Origin of the sequence: Tissierella carlieri, assembly GCF_018917285.1 — a bacterium.
GTDB classification, from domain to species: Bacteria; Bacillota; Clostridia; order Tissierellales; family Tissierellaceae; genus Tissierella; species Tissierella carlieri.
Genome location: NZ_JAHLOH010000033.1, coordinates 108,485 through 124,086, shown reverse-complemented (window position 1 = coordinate 124,086; position 15,602 = coordinate 108,485). Strand labels below are relative to the sequence as shown.

Genomic DNA, 15,602 nt, shown 5'->3' with positions numbered 1-15,602 from the left:
GGATTTTAATGAAAAAAAGCATAAATAAGGATAAATATGGTTTTATCCTAATAGTGTTGTTCTTAGTATTAATATTATCAATAGGTTTTTTTGCAGTAATAGGTACTGCCAATATTAGTTCTATAGATACCTTTAGGATTGTAGGCTCAAAACTACCTATTATAAAAAAATATATAGATGTTTCAGATATAGAGAAATCTCATCAAACTATAATCTGGTCAATAAGACTTCCTAGAGTGTTATTGGGGATTTTAGTCGGTGCTAGTTTATCTATGGCTGGTACTGCATTTCAAGGAATATTTAAAAATCCAATGGCTGATCCTTATGTAATAGGCATATCATCGGGAGCAGCCCTTGGTGCAAGTATTGCAATAATATTAGGAGTTAATATAGCATTTATAAATATATCCACTATTTCGATTTTTGCCTTTATAGGTGCCTTGGGAGCAGTATTTACAGTATATAATATTGCTAGAATAAAGAACAAGGTTCCAGTTACAACCTTACTTCTAGCAGGTATTGCCATAGGCCAATTTTTAACAGCTATAATGTCCTTTCTAATGGTTATATATAGTAAAGATATGGCAAAGATTATATATTGGACCTTAGGTAGCTTAGCAGGTAAGGGGTGGGAGCCTTTAATTAAGATATCAATTCCTGTAATTATTTCAATGATTTTTATAAATTTTTTTGCAAGAGATTTAAATATTATGCTGACTGGAGAGGAGTCAGCTCAAAGTTTAGGAGTAGACGTAGAGAAAACAAAAATATATATATTAATATTGGGAACTTTTATGGTTTCCATGGTAGTATCTATAGCAGGAATTATAGGATTTGTAGGACTTATAATTCCTCATATAGTGAGGATTATACTTGGACCTGATAATAGAATAATTCTTCCTGCATCAGCATTTGTGGGCGGAATATTTATGGTATCAGCAGATACAATAGCAAGAACGATTATCTCACCTGTTGAAATTCCAGTAGGCATTATAACGGCTTTATTTGGAGGACCATTTTTTTTATATTTACTTAGGAAGAGTAAAAGATAGTGAAAATCAATTAACAAATGACAATTAACAAAGAACAAAAATCAATTAAAAGATTAATGATTTCAATCGTTAATCGTTAACTGTTAGTTGTCAATTGAATGGAGTGTTACCATGTATGCATTAGAAGTGAAAAACTTAAAATTTGGATATGCAAAAGATCTAATACTAAAGGATGTATCCTTTAGTATAGAAAAGGGGAAATTTATAAGTATAATAGGACCCAATGGCTCTGGAAAATCAACACTTTTAAAAAATCTCAATCGGATATATACTCCAAAAGGAGGAGAGATTGTTGTAGAAAGTGTTGATATTAACATGATAAAGGCTAAGGAATTAGCTAAGAAAATTGCATTGGTACCACAAAATACCATTATTGATTATGAATTTACCGTAGAAGATATAGTATTAATGGGTAGGCATCCATATAAGGGAAGGTTTCAAAGAGAAGATGATAATGATTATGAAATTGTAAAGGAAGCCTTAGAGATGACTAATACATTTCATCTAAAAAATAGAATTATTACAGAGCTTTCTGGTGGTGAACGACAGCGAGTTATCATAGCTAAAGCTTTAGCCCAAAATCCCTCTATTATCCTTTTAGATGAGCCGACTTCTCACTTAGATATAAATCATCAAATAGAGATATTAAACCTTTTGAGAAAATTAAATAGAGAGAAAGGGACTACTATAGTGGTTGTAATCCATGATATAAATCTAGCATCTAGATACTCTGATGAGGTAATTATGTTAAATGAAGGACAAATTGTTGGCATAGGAAGTCCAGAAGAGGTCATAACAAAGGAAAATATAGAATTTGCATATAATATAAAAGTTGTTATAGAAAAAAATAAATATACTGATGCAATTTATTTAACTGCATTGTAATAATTATAATAAAGTGAAAAATCCTTTTTATTTAATTAATAGAAAGGGTTTTTTATAATTATAGGCAAGCTCTAGCTTGTTTTTAATATTTTAAAAAGAATTTTATATAAATAAATTTCAGAAAAGCTATTTCATATAGAAATTCTTTATTAACATCAAAGGAGATTTTGATATAAAATAACAATAAAGGTTGTTATTATTTAAATTTGTATTTTATTATTTTATTTTTTATGCTATATTAAGTAGTTGAGGAGTGAGAAAAATGAAATATAAATTAGTTGCTATAGATATGGATGGTACACTTTTAAATAGTAATAATCAGGTATCGGAAAGAACAAAAGTAATAATAGAAAAGGCAAAGAACAAAGGTACTCACATTGTTTTATCAACGGGAAGAGTATTAAAATCAGCTTTATCATACTCTAGGTCTTTGAATTTAAAAAATCCGATAGTTGCATGTAATGGAGCAATAATCGTAGATGAGAATGCTAATATTATATATAAAAAGCCTATAGATAATAGTTTAGTTAAAGAAATAGTAAATCTTGCTATGAAGAAAAATATCTATTATCATTTCTATGATGAGTCTAGATTTTATTCTCATGTTAAGGTTGATGAAGTGCTTCAATTTTATAATGAAGGCAATGGAAATACCATTATAGATATAAAGGTATTTCAAGATATAGAGGAAATAATCAAACTAAAGGATTTAAATGTATATAAGTTCTTATTTATTGATGATAATAGAGCGAAACTTCAAGATTTAAGAATGGATCTAGACAAGTTAGGAAATATAGGTACTTCTAGTTCCTGGGCTAATAACATAGAAGCTATGGGCTTAAATGTGTCTAAGGGAGAGGCTTTAAGGGAGTTATGCAATAGACTCAAAATTATGCCGGAAGAAGTTATAGCTATTGGAGATAGCGAGAATGATTTATCGATGTTGACATTTGCAGGATTAGGTGTGGCTATGGGAAATGGTGATGAATTCATAAAGAAAGAAGCAGACTATATTACAGACTCAAATGATGAAGATGGTGTAGCTAAAGTAATAGAGAAATTTGTATTAGAATAGGAGATGGTGACTTAATTATGGCACTACATATAGTACTTGTAGAACCAGAGATACCTTCAAATACAGGAAATATTGCTAGAACTTGTGCCCTTACAGGGACAGTGCTTCATTTAGTAAGACCTTTAGGATTTTCTGTAGATGACAAAGCTCTTAAAAGGGCAGGACTTGATTATTGGAATTTAGTAGAAATACATTATTATAATAGTTTTTTTGAAGTATTGGAAAAGTACCCTAATGGTGAATTTTATTATGCTACTACTAAAGCAAAAAATAATTATGCTGAAAATTGCTATAAGGATGAATCTTTCTTTGTATTTGGAAAGGAAACAAAGGGATTATCTAATGAAATACTAGATGGGAATCTCCAGAAGGGTATTAGAATACCAATGAAGAGCAATATAGCGAGATCACTAAATTTAGCAAATTCAGTTAATATTATATTGTATGAAGCTTTAAGACAGTTAGATTTTCCCAATATAGAATAATATTTTATTTGATGATAATAATTGAATAAAATATGATATTATGTATTTAGAATAAATAGTTCAACAAAAGAATAAATAGGTCAATAAATTTGTCTAGGAGGTTAATTATGGATATAGCACTACCAGTACTTGGTGGACTTGGATTATTTTTATATGGAATGAACTTAATGGGAACAGGTCTTCAAAAAGCTGCAGGTGAAAAACTAAAGAAATTGATAGAAGTACTTACTAACAATAGATTAATGGGTGTTATAGTTGGTACATTGGTGACTATGGTTGTTCAAAGTAGTTCTGCTACTACAGTTATGGTAATAGGATTTGTTAATGCAGGTCTTATGTCTTTATATCAGGCAGTTGGTGTTATTATGGGTGCAAATATAGGTACAACTATAACTGCCCAGTTGATTGCATTTAATTTAACAGATTATGCACCCTTAGCAGTAGCTATAGGCGTGGGAATTTGGATTGCAACTTCCAAGAAAAAAGCTAAAAACATGGCTGAAATACTTATTGGGTTTGGTATATTATTTATTGGTATGGATATGATGGGGAGTGGATTGAAACCTTTAGCTGATTTACCAGCCTTTAGTAATATTATGGTTAGTTTAGAAAATCCTGTTCTTGCTATGTTAGTAGGTTTAGGTCTTACAACTATTGTTCAAAGCAGTAGTGCCTCTATAGGTTTATTGCAAGCATTAGCTGGGCAAGGCTTACTAAATATTAATGTTGCTTTTCCAATCCTTTTCGGTGACAATATTGGTACAACTACAACTGCTATGATATCGTCAGTTGGGGCAAATAAGACAGCAAAAAGAGCAGCTATCATACATTTTTTATTTAATTTAGTTGGTACAATTATATTTATGACTGTTTTAAAGACACCAATTCAAAATATAGTAACTAAATTGTCTCCAAATGATGTTCAAAGGCAAATAGCTAATGCTCATACTTTATTTAATCTAATAAATGTATTAATTCAATTGCCTTTTGCTGGACTACTAGTTAAGGCAGCTAAAGCTATAGTTCCGGGGGATGATAAGCTAGAAGGACAGGAAGCAAAATTCCTTGATTTCAGAATCATAGAAACTCCTTCTATAGCATTAGGTCAAGTAAGAAAAGAAATTGCTAGAATGGGTAGTTATGTAGAGGATAACTTAGGAAAAGCCCGAAGAGCCTTTGTGGAAGGGAAATATGATGAAATAGAACCAGCACTAGAGCAGGAACAAAAAATAAATAAGTTGCAAAGAGAAATAACTGATTATCTAGTAAGACTTTCAAATGCACCATTATCAGATGAAGAACATAATCAGGTCAATGTATTCTTCAATAATATAAATGATATAGAGAGAGTTGGAGACCATGCTGAAAATATAATTGAACTTGCCGAAGAAAGAATGGAGGGTAATCTTCAATTTACAGAGGAAGCTATAGATGAGCTACATGAGATATTTGGTAAGTGTCAGCAGGGATTTCAGAAGGCAATGGAAGCATTTAAGACAAATGGCGAAGCTTTAGCTAAGGAAGTTTTAGTTATAGAAGATGAAGTGGATGCATTGGAAACAAAAAATAGAACTAATCATATAGATAGATTAAATAAAGGTTTATGTTCAACAGGACCTGGAATAATATTTTTAGATGCTATATCTAATCTAGAAAGAGTATCAGATCACTGCTCTAATATAGCATTATATGTACTTGATAACTATAAAACAAAGCCTAGGAATATATAAAAAATATTAATATAAAAAGGGGTTGTATAATTATATTTTATATATTATAATGTTAATGAACTGTGAAAAAAGTATCAAAATATTACATTATCTGGATGACTAATGCGGAAGAGACCATGTTATATGGCGCCGAAGGAACAAGTTGATGGGTAGCCGATCCACAATGAAACTCTCAGGCAAAAGGACCGTATTGTGACAGAACTCTGGAAAGCGAAAAGCACCGAAGGAGCAATCCAAATATTGGAGAATCTCTCAGGTAAATGAACAGAGTAAGTAGGCCTACTTAGACCTATTTATTCTGTTTTTTTTATTCTTAAATAATTAAAAGAATTATTTTAAGCTACTACAAATATTTAAATTTTATATTGATTTTCTTAAATCGTTGAGTTTATAATTAGATTTATGTAATTGATAAAAATTATACTAGTTCTTCAATGAAAATGAATAATATTTTAAAATGGAATATTATCAATATAATTTGGCAAAAATGCCATATTAGAGAACTACATAAAAAAATATTTTCAAGGGAGGAAGACAAATGATTTATGATGTAATAATCATAGGAGCAGGTCCAGCAGGTTTAGCAGCAGGTCTATATGCATCAAGAGCAAGACTTAATACTTTGATTATCGAAAAAGAAGGCGAAGGTGGACAAATAAAGACAACTGACGAAGTTGCTAACTATCCAGGTTCTATAGAGCATGCTAGCGGACCATCTTTAATAGCTAGAATGGTAGATCAAGTTAATGAATTTGGTGCAAAAAGAATAATTGATGAAATCAAATCCGTAGAACTAGAAGGCAAAATTAAGGTTTTAAAAGGTGCAAAAGAAGAATATCAAGCAAAAACAGTTATTATTGCAACAGGTGCAACTCCAAGACCAATAGGATGTCCAGGAGAAAAGGAATTAACTGGCAGAGGAGTTTCTTACTGTGCTACATGTGATGCTGCTTTCTTCGAAGACTTAGAAGTGTTTGTAGTAGGTGGAGGAGATTCAGCAGTTGAAGAAGCTATGTATTTAACAAAATTTGCTAGAAAAGTAACTATCGTTCATAGAAGAGATGAGTTAAGAGCAGCTAAATCAATTCAAGAAAAAGCATTTAAAAATGAAAAAATGAATTTCATGTGGGATTCAGTTATCACTGAATTAAAAGGTGATGGTATACTTGAGTCAATGATAGTTAAAAATGTTAAAACTAATGAAGAAACAGAAATATTTGCAGATGAAGATGACGGTACATTTGGAGTATTCGTATTCGTAGGATATAATCCAGCAACAAAATTATTTGATGGAATAATTAATATGGAAAATGGGTATATAAAAACTGATGATGATATGAAGACTAATATACCTGGAATTTTTGCTGCTGGAGATAACAGAGTTAAGTCACTTAGACAAGTAGTTACAGCTACTGCAGATGGAGCTATAGCTGCTGTTCAAGCTGAAAAATATATAAACGAGCATTTTGAAGACTAATAAATAATGGCAGACTAGTAATGCTTAAAAATAATATTAGGAGGTATAATAAATGTTAGAACTTAATAAGGACAATTTTGAAGCAGAAGTATTACAAGCAGAAGGATATGTATTAGTAGATTACTGGGGACCAACATGTGAACCATGTAAAGCACTTATGCCACATGTTCACGCTTATGAAGAACAATATGGTGATAAAATCAAATTTACATCATTGGATATTACAAAAGCAAGAAGACTTGCAATTGGACAAAAGGTTATGGGATTACCTGTAATCGCTATCTACAAAGGTGGAGAAAGAATAGATGCAGTAGTAGCTGATGAAGCTACAAAAGAATCAGTTGAAGAATTAATTAAAAAATATATTTAATTAATTAAGGTTTTAATTCTGGGCCTTGAGCCCAGAATTGAGATATAGATACTTGCTAAAATAAGAGGAGGTGAATTTATGCGTCTGGAATTAGGCCATGTGCTAATTAAAGATGTTCAATTTGGTAATGAAACCAAAATTGAAAATGGGGTGCTAACTGTTAACAAAGAAGAGTTAATCAGTTTAATTAAAGAAGATGAGCACCTTACATCAGTAGACGTAGATATTGCAAAACCTGGTGAAAGTGTTAGAATTACACCTGTTAAGGACGTAGTAGAACCAAGAGTTAAAGTGGAAGGTCCAGGAGGTGTATTCCCAGGAATATTATCAAAGGTTGATGTTGTAGGTTCAGGAAAAACCAATGTATTAAAAGGTTGTGTTGTTATGACAACTGGTAAAATCGTTGGTTTCCAAGAAGGTATTGTGGACATGACAGGACCTGGAGCAGATTTTACTCCATTCTCTAAAACAATTAACTTAGTATTAAAATGTGAACCTGTAGAAGGATTAAAGCAACACGATCATGAGAGAGCAGTAAGATTCGCAGGATTTAAAGCAGCAGCTTATCTTGCAGAAACCGCAAAATCATTAACACCAGATACAGTAGAAGTATATGAAGTAGACCCATTCTTAAAAGGAATTGAAAAATATCCTAATCTTCCAAAGGTTGGATATGTTCAAATGCTTCAAACACAAGGATTACTTCATGACACTTATGTATATGGAGTAGATGCTAAGCAAATTGTACCAACTATAATGTATCCAACAGAAATTATGGATGGTGCAATTGTAAGTGGTAACTGTGTATCTGCTTGTGATAAGAATACAACTTACCATCAAATGAATAACCCAGTTATTCATGATCTTCTAGCTCAACACGGAAAAACGCTTAACTTTGTAGGTGTTATAATCACAAATGAAAACGTTTATTTAGCTGATAAAGAAAGATCATCAAACTGGACAGCAAAACTTGCTGAATATCTAGGACTTGATGGAGTTATAGTTTCACAAGAAGGTTTCGGTAACCCAGATACTGACCTTATAATGAACACTAAGAAGATAGAAGCAAAAGGCATTGATACTGTAATAATTACTGACGAATATGCAGGTAGAGATGGTGCCAGCCAATCTCTAGCAGATGCTGATCCTTCAGCTAATGCAGTAGTTACAGGTGGTAATGCTAATGAAATCATTGTATTACCAAAGATGGACAAAGTAATCGGGACTTTAGATTATGTTGACATTATAGCTGGTGGATTTGATGGAAGTTTAGCAGCTGATGGTACAATCACAGTTGAGATCCAAGCTATTACAGGTGCAACTAATGAAGTTGGTTTCAATAAAATGTCAGCAAAAGGTTTCTAATTTTATATAAAAATATATGCAAAAAAATTAAAATATAATACAAAAGATTAAAGAATATAACAAAGAAAGGAAGTGGCTAGATGTCAATTTTTAATGAAAACTCAAAAGTTATCATTATTGGAGACAGAGATGGTATACCAGGACCAGCTATGGAAGAATGTATAAAGACCACTCCTGCAGAAGTAGTATTTTCAGCAACAGAATGTTTTGTCTGAACGGCTGCAGGCGCAATGGACTTAGAAAATCAAAAAAGGGTTAAAGATTTAACTGAAAAATACGGTGCAGAAAATATGATCGTATTAATCGGTGGTGCAGAAGCTGAATCAGCAGGATTAGCAGCTGAGACAGTTACAGCAGGAGACCCAACTTTCGCAGGTCCATTAGCAGGAGTTCCGTTGGGACTTAAAGTATATCATGCAGTAGAACCAGAATTCAAAGAATCAGTAGATGCTGATGTATATGATGAGCAAATTGGTATGATGGAAATGGTTCTAGATGTTGATTCAATTATTGAAGAAGTTAAAGCTATGAGAGATGAATTTACAAAATTTTAATGATTAAATAAAATCCCGATACGAAATATATGAGAGGAGGGGAACAAATGGGGAAATTAAAAGTTGTTCATTATATCAACCAATTCTTCGCTGGTATAGGTGGAGAAGAAAAAGCTGACCACAGACCAGAAGTAAGAGAAGAAGTATTAGGGCCAGGTCTAGCTCTTCAAGCAGGATTCGGAGATAATGCTGAAATAGTAGCTACAGTTATTTGTGGTGATAGCTATTTTGGTGAAAATCTAGAAGAGGCTAAAAAAGAAGTATTAGCGATGGTTAAAAAATATAACCCAGACCTATTCATTGCTGGACCAGCATTTAATGCAGGTAGATATGGTGTTGCCGCAGGTACTATAACAGAGGCAGTGCAAAACGAATTAGGTATACCAGCTTTAACTGGTATGTATATAGAAAACCCAGGTGCTGATATGTTCAAGAAAGCAGTTTATGTAGTTTCCACAAGGGACTCAGCTGCTGGAATGAGAGACGCAGTTAAGAAAATGGTTCCATTAGCACTTAAACTAGCTAGAGGGGAAGAAATCGGTTCTCCAGAAGAAGAAGGATACTTAGAAAGAGGTATCAGAAAGAATTACTTCACTGATAAGAGAGGTTCTGAGAGAGCGGTAGAAATGCTTCTAAAGAAAATGGCTAAGGAAGAATACAAAACTGAATTCCCAATGCCAAACTTCGATAGAGTAGATCCTAACCCAGCAGTAAAAGATATTACTAAGGCTACTATTGCTATAGTAACATCAGGTGGGGCAGTTCCAAAAGGAAACCCAGACCATATAGAATCATCCTCAGCTCAAAAATATGGCAAGTATGATATTGAAGGTATAGATGATTTAAATGAAACAAACGGAGAAACAGCTCATGGTGGATATGACCCAGTTTATGCTAATATAGACTTAGACAGAGTTATCCCTGTTGACGTTCTACGTGACTTAGAAAAAGAAGGAAAAATTGGAAAACTACACAGATACTATTATTCAACTGTAGGTAATGGTACAGCTGTAGCGAATTCAAAGAAATTTGCTGAAGAATTCAGTAAAGAACTTAAAGCTGATGGCGTGGATGCAGTTATCTTAACTTCTACCTGAGGCACCTGTACACGTTGCGGTGCAACAATGGTAAAAGAAGTTGAGCGTGCTGGTATTCCAGTAGTTCACATGTGTACAGTAGTTCCAATTTCATTAACAGTAGGAGCTAACAGAATAGTTCCAACAATAGCTATTCCTCACCCATTAGGAGATCCAAAACTAGATCCTAAAGATGAGAAAGCTCTTAGAAGAAAATTAGTTGAAAGAGCATTAGAAGCTCTAACAACTGAAGTAACAGAGCAAACTGTATTTGATGTAAAAAAATAATTAATAAAATTTATAAAAGGGTGATTCTTCTTATCACCCTTTTATAAGCAAAGTTTCTAATAAGCATTAAAAGGAAACTTTGCTTAAAACTCATTTACGAAAAGTTTAAATTTAAAAATAATAAAGAAAAACTTTTCTATTCGTTATAAGCAAAGTTTCTAAAAAACAAAGTACATACCAAAATTTATGGAGGTGGACATATGAATTATTCAGTAGTAAAAGGAACATCTTATGTTTTGATGCAAGCACCAGATATGATTATTCACAATGGTACAACTCAGACAACAGAAAGATTATTACATCCAGATTCAGAATATTTAAAAGAGCTACCAAATCATATACGTAGTTATGAAGAATCAGTTAACTATTTACCAAACCAAGTATATATTGGAAATCATAAGCCAGAGGAACTTAAAACAGTTGAGCAACCATGGTATGATAAGGATGTAGCAGATGCAAAAAGAGATGGAAAATTTGGTGAAATAATGCCACAAGATGAATTTATAGGTCTAATTAAAATAGTAGACGTATTTGATCTTGTGTTATTATCCAAAGAATTTACAGCACAAATTAAACCAAAATTAGAAGCTCATCCATTAATTAAAGATGAGTTTGTTGCAAAATTAAAAGATGGTGCAGAATTAGCAGATATTGAAAAATATATTAACGAGCAACATGCAGAACCGCTATATAATGATAAAAAAGTAGTAGGTTGTGTAAAGAGAGCTCATGATGTAGATGTTAACTTAACAGCTCATGTTATGTTTGAAAACTTAGTTACAAAGGCGTCAGGAGTATTAGCAGCATTACATTGCTTAGCTAAAAATGATTTACAACCTGAAGAAGTCGAATATGTAATTGAGTGTTCAGAAGAAGCATGTGGAGATATGAACCAAAGAGGTGGCGGTAACTTTGCTAAAGCAGTTGCTGAAATGGCTGGTCTTACAAATGCTACAGGTTCTGACCTAAGAGGTTTCTGTGCTGCACCTGCTCATGCTATTGTGTCAGCAGCTTCATTAGTTCAAGCAGGAACTTATAAAAAGGTAATGGTAGTTGCAGGCGGATGTACAGCTAAATTAGGTATGAATGGTAAAGACCATGTGAAGAAAGGTATGCCTATATTAGAAGACGTTATAGGTGGATTTGCAGTTATAATAGCAGAAAACGATGGAGTAAACCCAGTTCTTAGAACTGACTTAGTTGGTAGACATACTGTAGGTACTGGTTCATCACCACAAGCAGTAGTTACTTCATTAGTTACAGCACCACTTGATAAAGCAGGATTAAAAGTAACTGATATAGATAAGTATTCAGTAGAAATGCAAAATCCAGATGTTACAAAACCAGCAGGAGCAGGAGACGTTCCAGCAGCTAACTATAAGATGATTGCAGCTCTAGGAGTTAAGAGAGGCGAAGTAGAAAGAACTGGTATAGATGGATTTATTCAAAAACATGGTATGGAGGGATGGGCACCAACTCAAGGACATATTCCTTCAGGAGCACCATATATTGGATTTGCTAGAGAAGCTATGTTAGCAGGTGAAATAAATAGAGCGATGATCGTAGGAAAGGGAAGCTTATTCTTAGGTAGAATGACTAACCTATTCGATGGTACATCAATAGTTATGGAAAAGAATACTGGAAAGTTAGATGAAGGTAAAGGTGTATCACAAGAAGAAGTTAGAACACTTGTAGCAGAAGCTATGAGAGATTTTGCTTCTCATCTACTTCAAGATTAGAGGTGATAATATGGCAGATAATAATATAAAAAGCATGATCGGTAAGGTATTTAACGATATCGCTGATGCTATGCAAACTGGCCAATTTGGAGAGAGAGTAAGAGTAGGTATTACCGTAGCTGGCTCAGAGCTAGGTATTGACAATATAGTTAAAGGTGCTGAAATGGCTCAAGCTAGAGACAATAGCATTGAAGTAGTACTAATTGGACCAAAGGTTGATTCTAAACTTACTCAATACAATGTTGAAGGCGAAGATGCTCAACATAAGAAAATGGAAGAATTACTTGATAGTGGAGAAATAGGAGCATGCGTTACTATGCACTATAACTTCCCAATAGGTGTATCTACTGTTGGTAGAGTAATAACTCCAGGTAGAGGTCGTGAAATGTTCTTAGCTACAACCACTGGAACATCATCACCACACAGAGTTGAAGCTATGGTTAAGAATGGTATCTATGGTATTATAGCAGCAAAAGCTATGGGAATAGAAAATCCAACTGTAGGTATCTTAAATGTAGATGGTGCAAGACAAGTAGAGAGAGCTTTTAAAGATTTAAGTAGTAAAGGATATCCAGTTAACTTTACTGAATCAGGAAGAGCAGATGGTGGCTCAGTAATGAGAGGTAATGATCTATTAACAGGTACACCAGATATAATGATAACTGATACTTTAACAGGAAATCTTTTAATGAAAGTATTCTCTTCATTTGCAACAGGTGGAAGCTATGAAGCTCAAGGCTTTGGATATGGACCTGGTATTGGAGAGGATTATGATAGAACAATCCTTATTCTTTCAAGAGCATCAGGTACTCCAGTAGTTTCTAATGCAATTGGTTATGCTGCATCATTAGTAAGAGGGAACGTAACTAAAATTGCTAAGGAAGAATTTGAAAAAGCTAACAAAGCTGGACTTAAAGATATATTAAAAGGTCTTACAAAGGACACTAAAAAGGCTGAGGCTAAGGAAGAAGAAACTGTAGAAGCACCACCAGCTGAAACCGTAACTGGTACTATTAATGGTATAGATATTATGGAATTAGAAGATGCTGTTCAAGCTTTATGGAAAGCAGGTATCTATGCTGAGTCTGGAATGGGTTGTACAGGACCAATAGTAATGGTAAACGAAGCTAAGTTAAACGAAGCTACCAAAGCATTAGCAAAAGCTGGTTATGATGTAGGCGAAGCTGATCCATGCTAGGACTAAAAGCTCCAAGGAAACTTGGAGCTTTTTCTTGCGAAATAATTGCAATTAAATAAAAATTTACTTATCAACATAAATTATCAGAAAACATTGACAAACATTTCTCAATGGACTATAATATAACACAATAGCATTAACTAATGGACAAAACATAGACTAAAAGATATAGTCTCGATTAAATTTTAAATTATAAATTGTTTACATTGAGGACATAAATAATATTCTTTGTGATTATTTAGATAGATATTTAATAATAAATAAAATTAATTGGGGAATAGTAGAAATTAGAGATTAATTATTATGGAAGTAAATATGATATAATTGAGTCCAGAACTATTAACATTTCTAGGGTAGTTTTAGTTTGATGACTTATTTATACCATAAAAAAGGATTAGAGTTTTTATTTTAAAACTATTGAAAGCTTTACAAACACAGAGTTTAAATCTATTTAATAATATAAATGGGTTTATACTAATTTAAAAAAGGGGGGATACCATGAAGAAGAATGTCAACAAGGTAATACTATGCTTAACGTTAATTGCGATACTAGCTGTAAGCTTTGCAACGTCTTCAATGTATAATGTTGTAGAGGCAGCCGCAATAAACAGTGAGGTAGAAGTAGCTTCAACTTGTAGTAAACATCTTTATTCAACAAAAGTAGTAAGAGATTATAAAGATCACTATGAAAACGGAAAGCTAGTATATACTTTGGTAACCGAATATGTATATAATCGTTGCACTAGATGCGGTTATGAAGAATTTGTTGATGCAAGAACTCATATTATTTATCCCTAGAGATTGACAAATTAATGAATTAACAAATAAATTTTGTTAGTTTTAGATTTGTGTACATGACATCAAAAAACCCTTTATATATAATTATATATAGAGGGTTTTAGTTTGTTTACGCTAGAAACTTGTAGAGTTAAATCAGACCTTTTAATGAACAGAGGTAGACTTTACTTTTACAATTAAATATATAAAATAAAAACAAATTGAATACAAAACACTTGACTTTTAGTAACTATTTTTTATATAAGAAAATCACCTTCATAGCAAGTTCAATATTTTCTATATTAAGCTATTGCTTCAGAATTAGAGGTAACCTGAAGCTTTTTATGTTGAAATAATTAATAGTATACATTATAATTATATTGTAGTTAATCTTGTTTAAAAAGGTAATTATATAGTACTATTTTTAATAATACTATATGAGTTAATAAAAATTAAGAGGGGGAATAAAAAAGTGAAGAGAAAATTATCAGTGTTATCATTAGTATTAATCTTAGTTTTATCTCTTACATTAACAGCATGTACAGGTGGAGGTAAGTCATCAGCTCTTAAAGTAGCTATGGTTACAGATGAGGGTGGAGTTAATGATCAATCATTTAACCAATCAGCTTGGGAAGGCTTACAGCAAGCAGAAAAAGATTTAGGAATAAAAGTAAGCTACCAAGAATCAAAGCAAGATGCAGACTATGCTCCAAACTTTGAAACATTATTAGATGCGAGTAACAACATGATTTGGGGAGTAGGATATAAACTAGCAGATGCTACTTTAGCTGCTGCTAAAGCAAATCCAGAGATTAAATATGGTATCGTTGACTTCGATTATGGTGATGAGACTCCAGATAACGTAGTAGGAGTAGTATTTAAAGCTGAGCAACCTTCTTTCTTAGTTGGATATATTGCAGCTAAAATGACTGAAACTAATAAATTAGGATTTGTAGGTGGAATACCAGGAGATGTTATTTGGGGATTTGACTATGGATACCAAGCAGGAGTTCAATATGCTGCTAAGGAATTAGGAAAAGAAATTACAGTATTATCTCAATATGCCGACTCTTTCTCAGATGCAGCAAAAGGTAAATCTATAGCTTCTAATATGTATCAACAAGGCATGGATATAGTATTTCATGCAGCAGGTGGAGTAGGTGACGGTGTTATAGAAGCAGCTAAAGAACAAGATAAAAAAGTAATAGGTGTGGATAGAGACCAAAACTATCTAGCTCCAGACCATGTTATAACATCAGCTATGAAACGTGTAGACGTAGGTATTTATAATGTAGTCAAGGATTTAAAAGATGGTAAATTTGCTGGTGGTACAACTGTAAAATATGGTTTAGAAGATAATGGTGCTGTAGATATAGCTCCTACATCAAATAAACATGTGCCGCAGGAAATTCTTGATAGAGTAGAAGAACTTAAGAAAGATATCATAGATGGAAAAATCGTTGTTCCATTTAACGAAGAAACTTATAATGAATTCATGGAAGGTCTAAAATAATAAAAATTAGCAGCTCAG

Annotated in this window: 14 protein-coding genes and 1 riboswitch; all 14 genes read left to right on the top strand. The window is 32.7% G+C overall.

The annotated features are described in order from the left end of the window. Positions 1–8 precede the first annotated feature (8 nt). The 14 genes from KQI38_RS10705 (at position 9) to KQI38_RS10630 (ending at position 15,584) form a co-directional block, all read left to right on the top strand. On the top strand, positions 9–1,052 hold the full coding sequence (locus tag KQI38_RS10705; RefSeq protein WP_216559271.1) for a FecCD family ABC transporter permease: 1,044 nt from the start codon (positions 9–11) through the stop codon (positions 1,050–1,052). A gap of 111 nt (positions 1,053–1,163) precedes the next feature. Next, positions 1,164–1,937, top strand: coding sequence for an ABC transporter ATP-binding protein (locus tag KQI38_RS10700; RefSeq protein WP_216559268.1), 774 nt, complete (start codon positions 1,164–1,166; stop codon positions 1,935–1,937). A 262-nt stretch (positions 1,938–2,199) separates the two neighbouring features. Then, entirely contained in the window at positions 2,200–3,012 is an 813-nt protein-coding gene (locus tag KQI38_RS10695; RefSeq protein ID WP_216559265.1) for a Cof-type HAD-IIB family hydrolase, read from the top strand. A gap of 17 nt (positions 3,013–3,029) precedes the next feature. After that, positions 3,030–3,497 carry a tRNA (cytidine(34)-2'-O)-methyltransferase gene (locus KQI38_RS10690; protein WP_216559262.1) on the top strand — a complete coding sequence of 156 codons (468 nt, stop codon included), beginning with the start codon at positions 3,030–3,032 and terminating at the stop codon, positions 3,495–3,497. Between the two features lie 107 nt (positions 3,498–3,604). After that, positions 3,605–5,227: a Na/Pi cotransporter family protein gene (locus KQI38_RS10685; RefSeq protein ID WP_094900462.1), complete on the top strand. Its 1,623-nt coding sequence runs from the start codon at positions 3,605–3,607 to the stop codon at positions 5,225–5,227. A 95-nt stretch (positions 5,228–5,322) separates the two neighbouring features. Beyond that, positions 5,323–5,425, top strand: a riboswitch (glycine riboswitch). 340 nt (positions 5,426–5,765) lie between these two features. Then, on the top strand, positions 5,766–6,704 hold the full coding sequence (gene trxB, locus KQI38_RS10680) for a thioredoxin-disulfide reductase (protein ID WP_094900463.1): 939 nt from the start codon (positions 5,766–5,768) through the stop codon (positions 6,702–6,704). 52 nt (positions 6,705–6,756) lie between these two features. After that, positions 6,757–7,074 (top strand): thioredoxin TrxA, encoded by a 318-nt coding sequence (gene trxA, locus KQI38_RS10675; RefSeq protein WP_094900464.1) that lies wholly within the window; start codon positions 6,757–6,759, stop codon positions 7,072–7,074. A gap of 78 nt (positions 7,075–7,152) precedes the next feature. Further along, complete coding sequence (locus KQI38_RS10670) at positions 7,153–8,439, top strand: glycine/sarcosine/betaine reductase component B subunit (protein WP_216559259.1); 1,287 nt, start codon at positions 7,153–7,155, stop codon at positions 8,437–8,439. Positions 8,440–8,519: 80 nt separating this feature from the next. Beyond that, entirely contained in the window at positions 8,520–8,993 is a 474-nt protein-coding gene (gene grdA / locus KQI38_RS10660; protein ID WP_094900466.1) for a glycine/sarcosine/betaine reductase complex selenoprotein A, read from the top strand. A 47-nt stretch (positions 8,994–9,040) separates the two neighbouring features. Then, positions 9,041–10,357, top strand: a complete 1,317-nt coding sequence (grdB, locus tag KQI38_RS10655) for a glycine reductase complex selenoprotein B (RefSeq protein ID WP_246565771.1) — start codon at positions 9,041–9,043, stop codon at positions 10,355–10,357. 200 nt (positions 10,358–10,557) lie between these two features. Next, positions 10,558–12,096 carry a glycine/sarcosine/betaine reductase complex component C subunit beta gene (gene grdC / locus KQI38_RS10645; RefSeq protein ID WP_216559253.1) on the top strand — a complete coding sequence of 513 codons (1,539 nt, stop codon included), beginning with the start codon at positions 10,558–10,560 and terminating at the stop codon, positions 12,094–12,096. 10 nt (positions 12,097–12,106) lie between these two features. Then, positions 12,107–13,294: a glycine/sarcosine/betaine reductase complex component C subunit alpha gene (gene grdD / locus KQI38_RS10640; protein ID WP_216559251.1), complete on the top strand. Its 1,188-nt coding sequence runs from the start codon at positions 12,107–12,109 to the stop codon at positions 13,292–13,294. Between the two features lie 498 nt (positions 13,295–13,792). Then, positions 13,793–14,092: a hypothetical protein gene (locus tag KQI38_RS10635; protein WP_216559248.1), complete on the top strand. Its 300-nt coding sequence runs from the start codon at positions 13,793–13,795 to the stop codon at positions 14,090–14,092. Between the two features lie 451 nt (positions 14,093–14,543). Next, positions 14,544–15,584 (top strand): BMP family lipoprotein, encoded by a 1,041-nt coding sequence (locus KQI38_RS10630; protein WP_216559246.1) that lies wholly within the window; start codon positions 14,544–14,546, stop codon positions 15,582–15,584. Positions 15,585–15,602 lie beyond the last annotated feature (18 nt).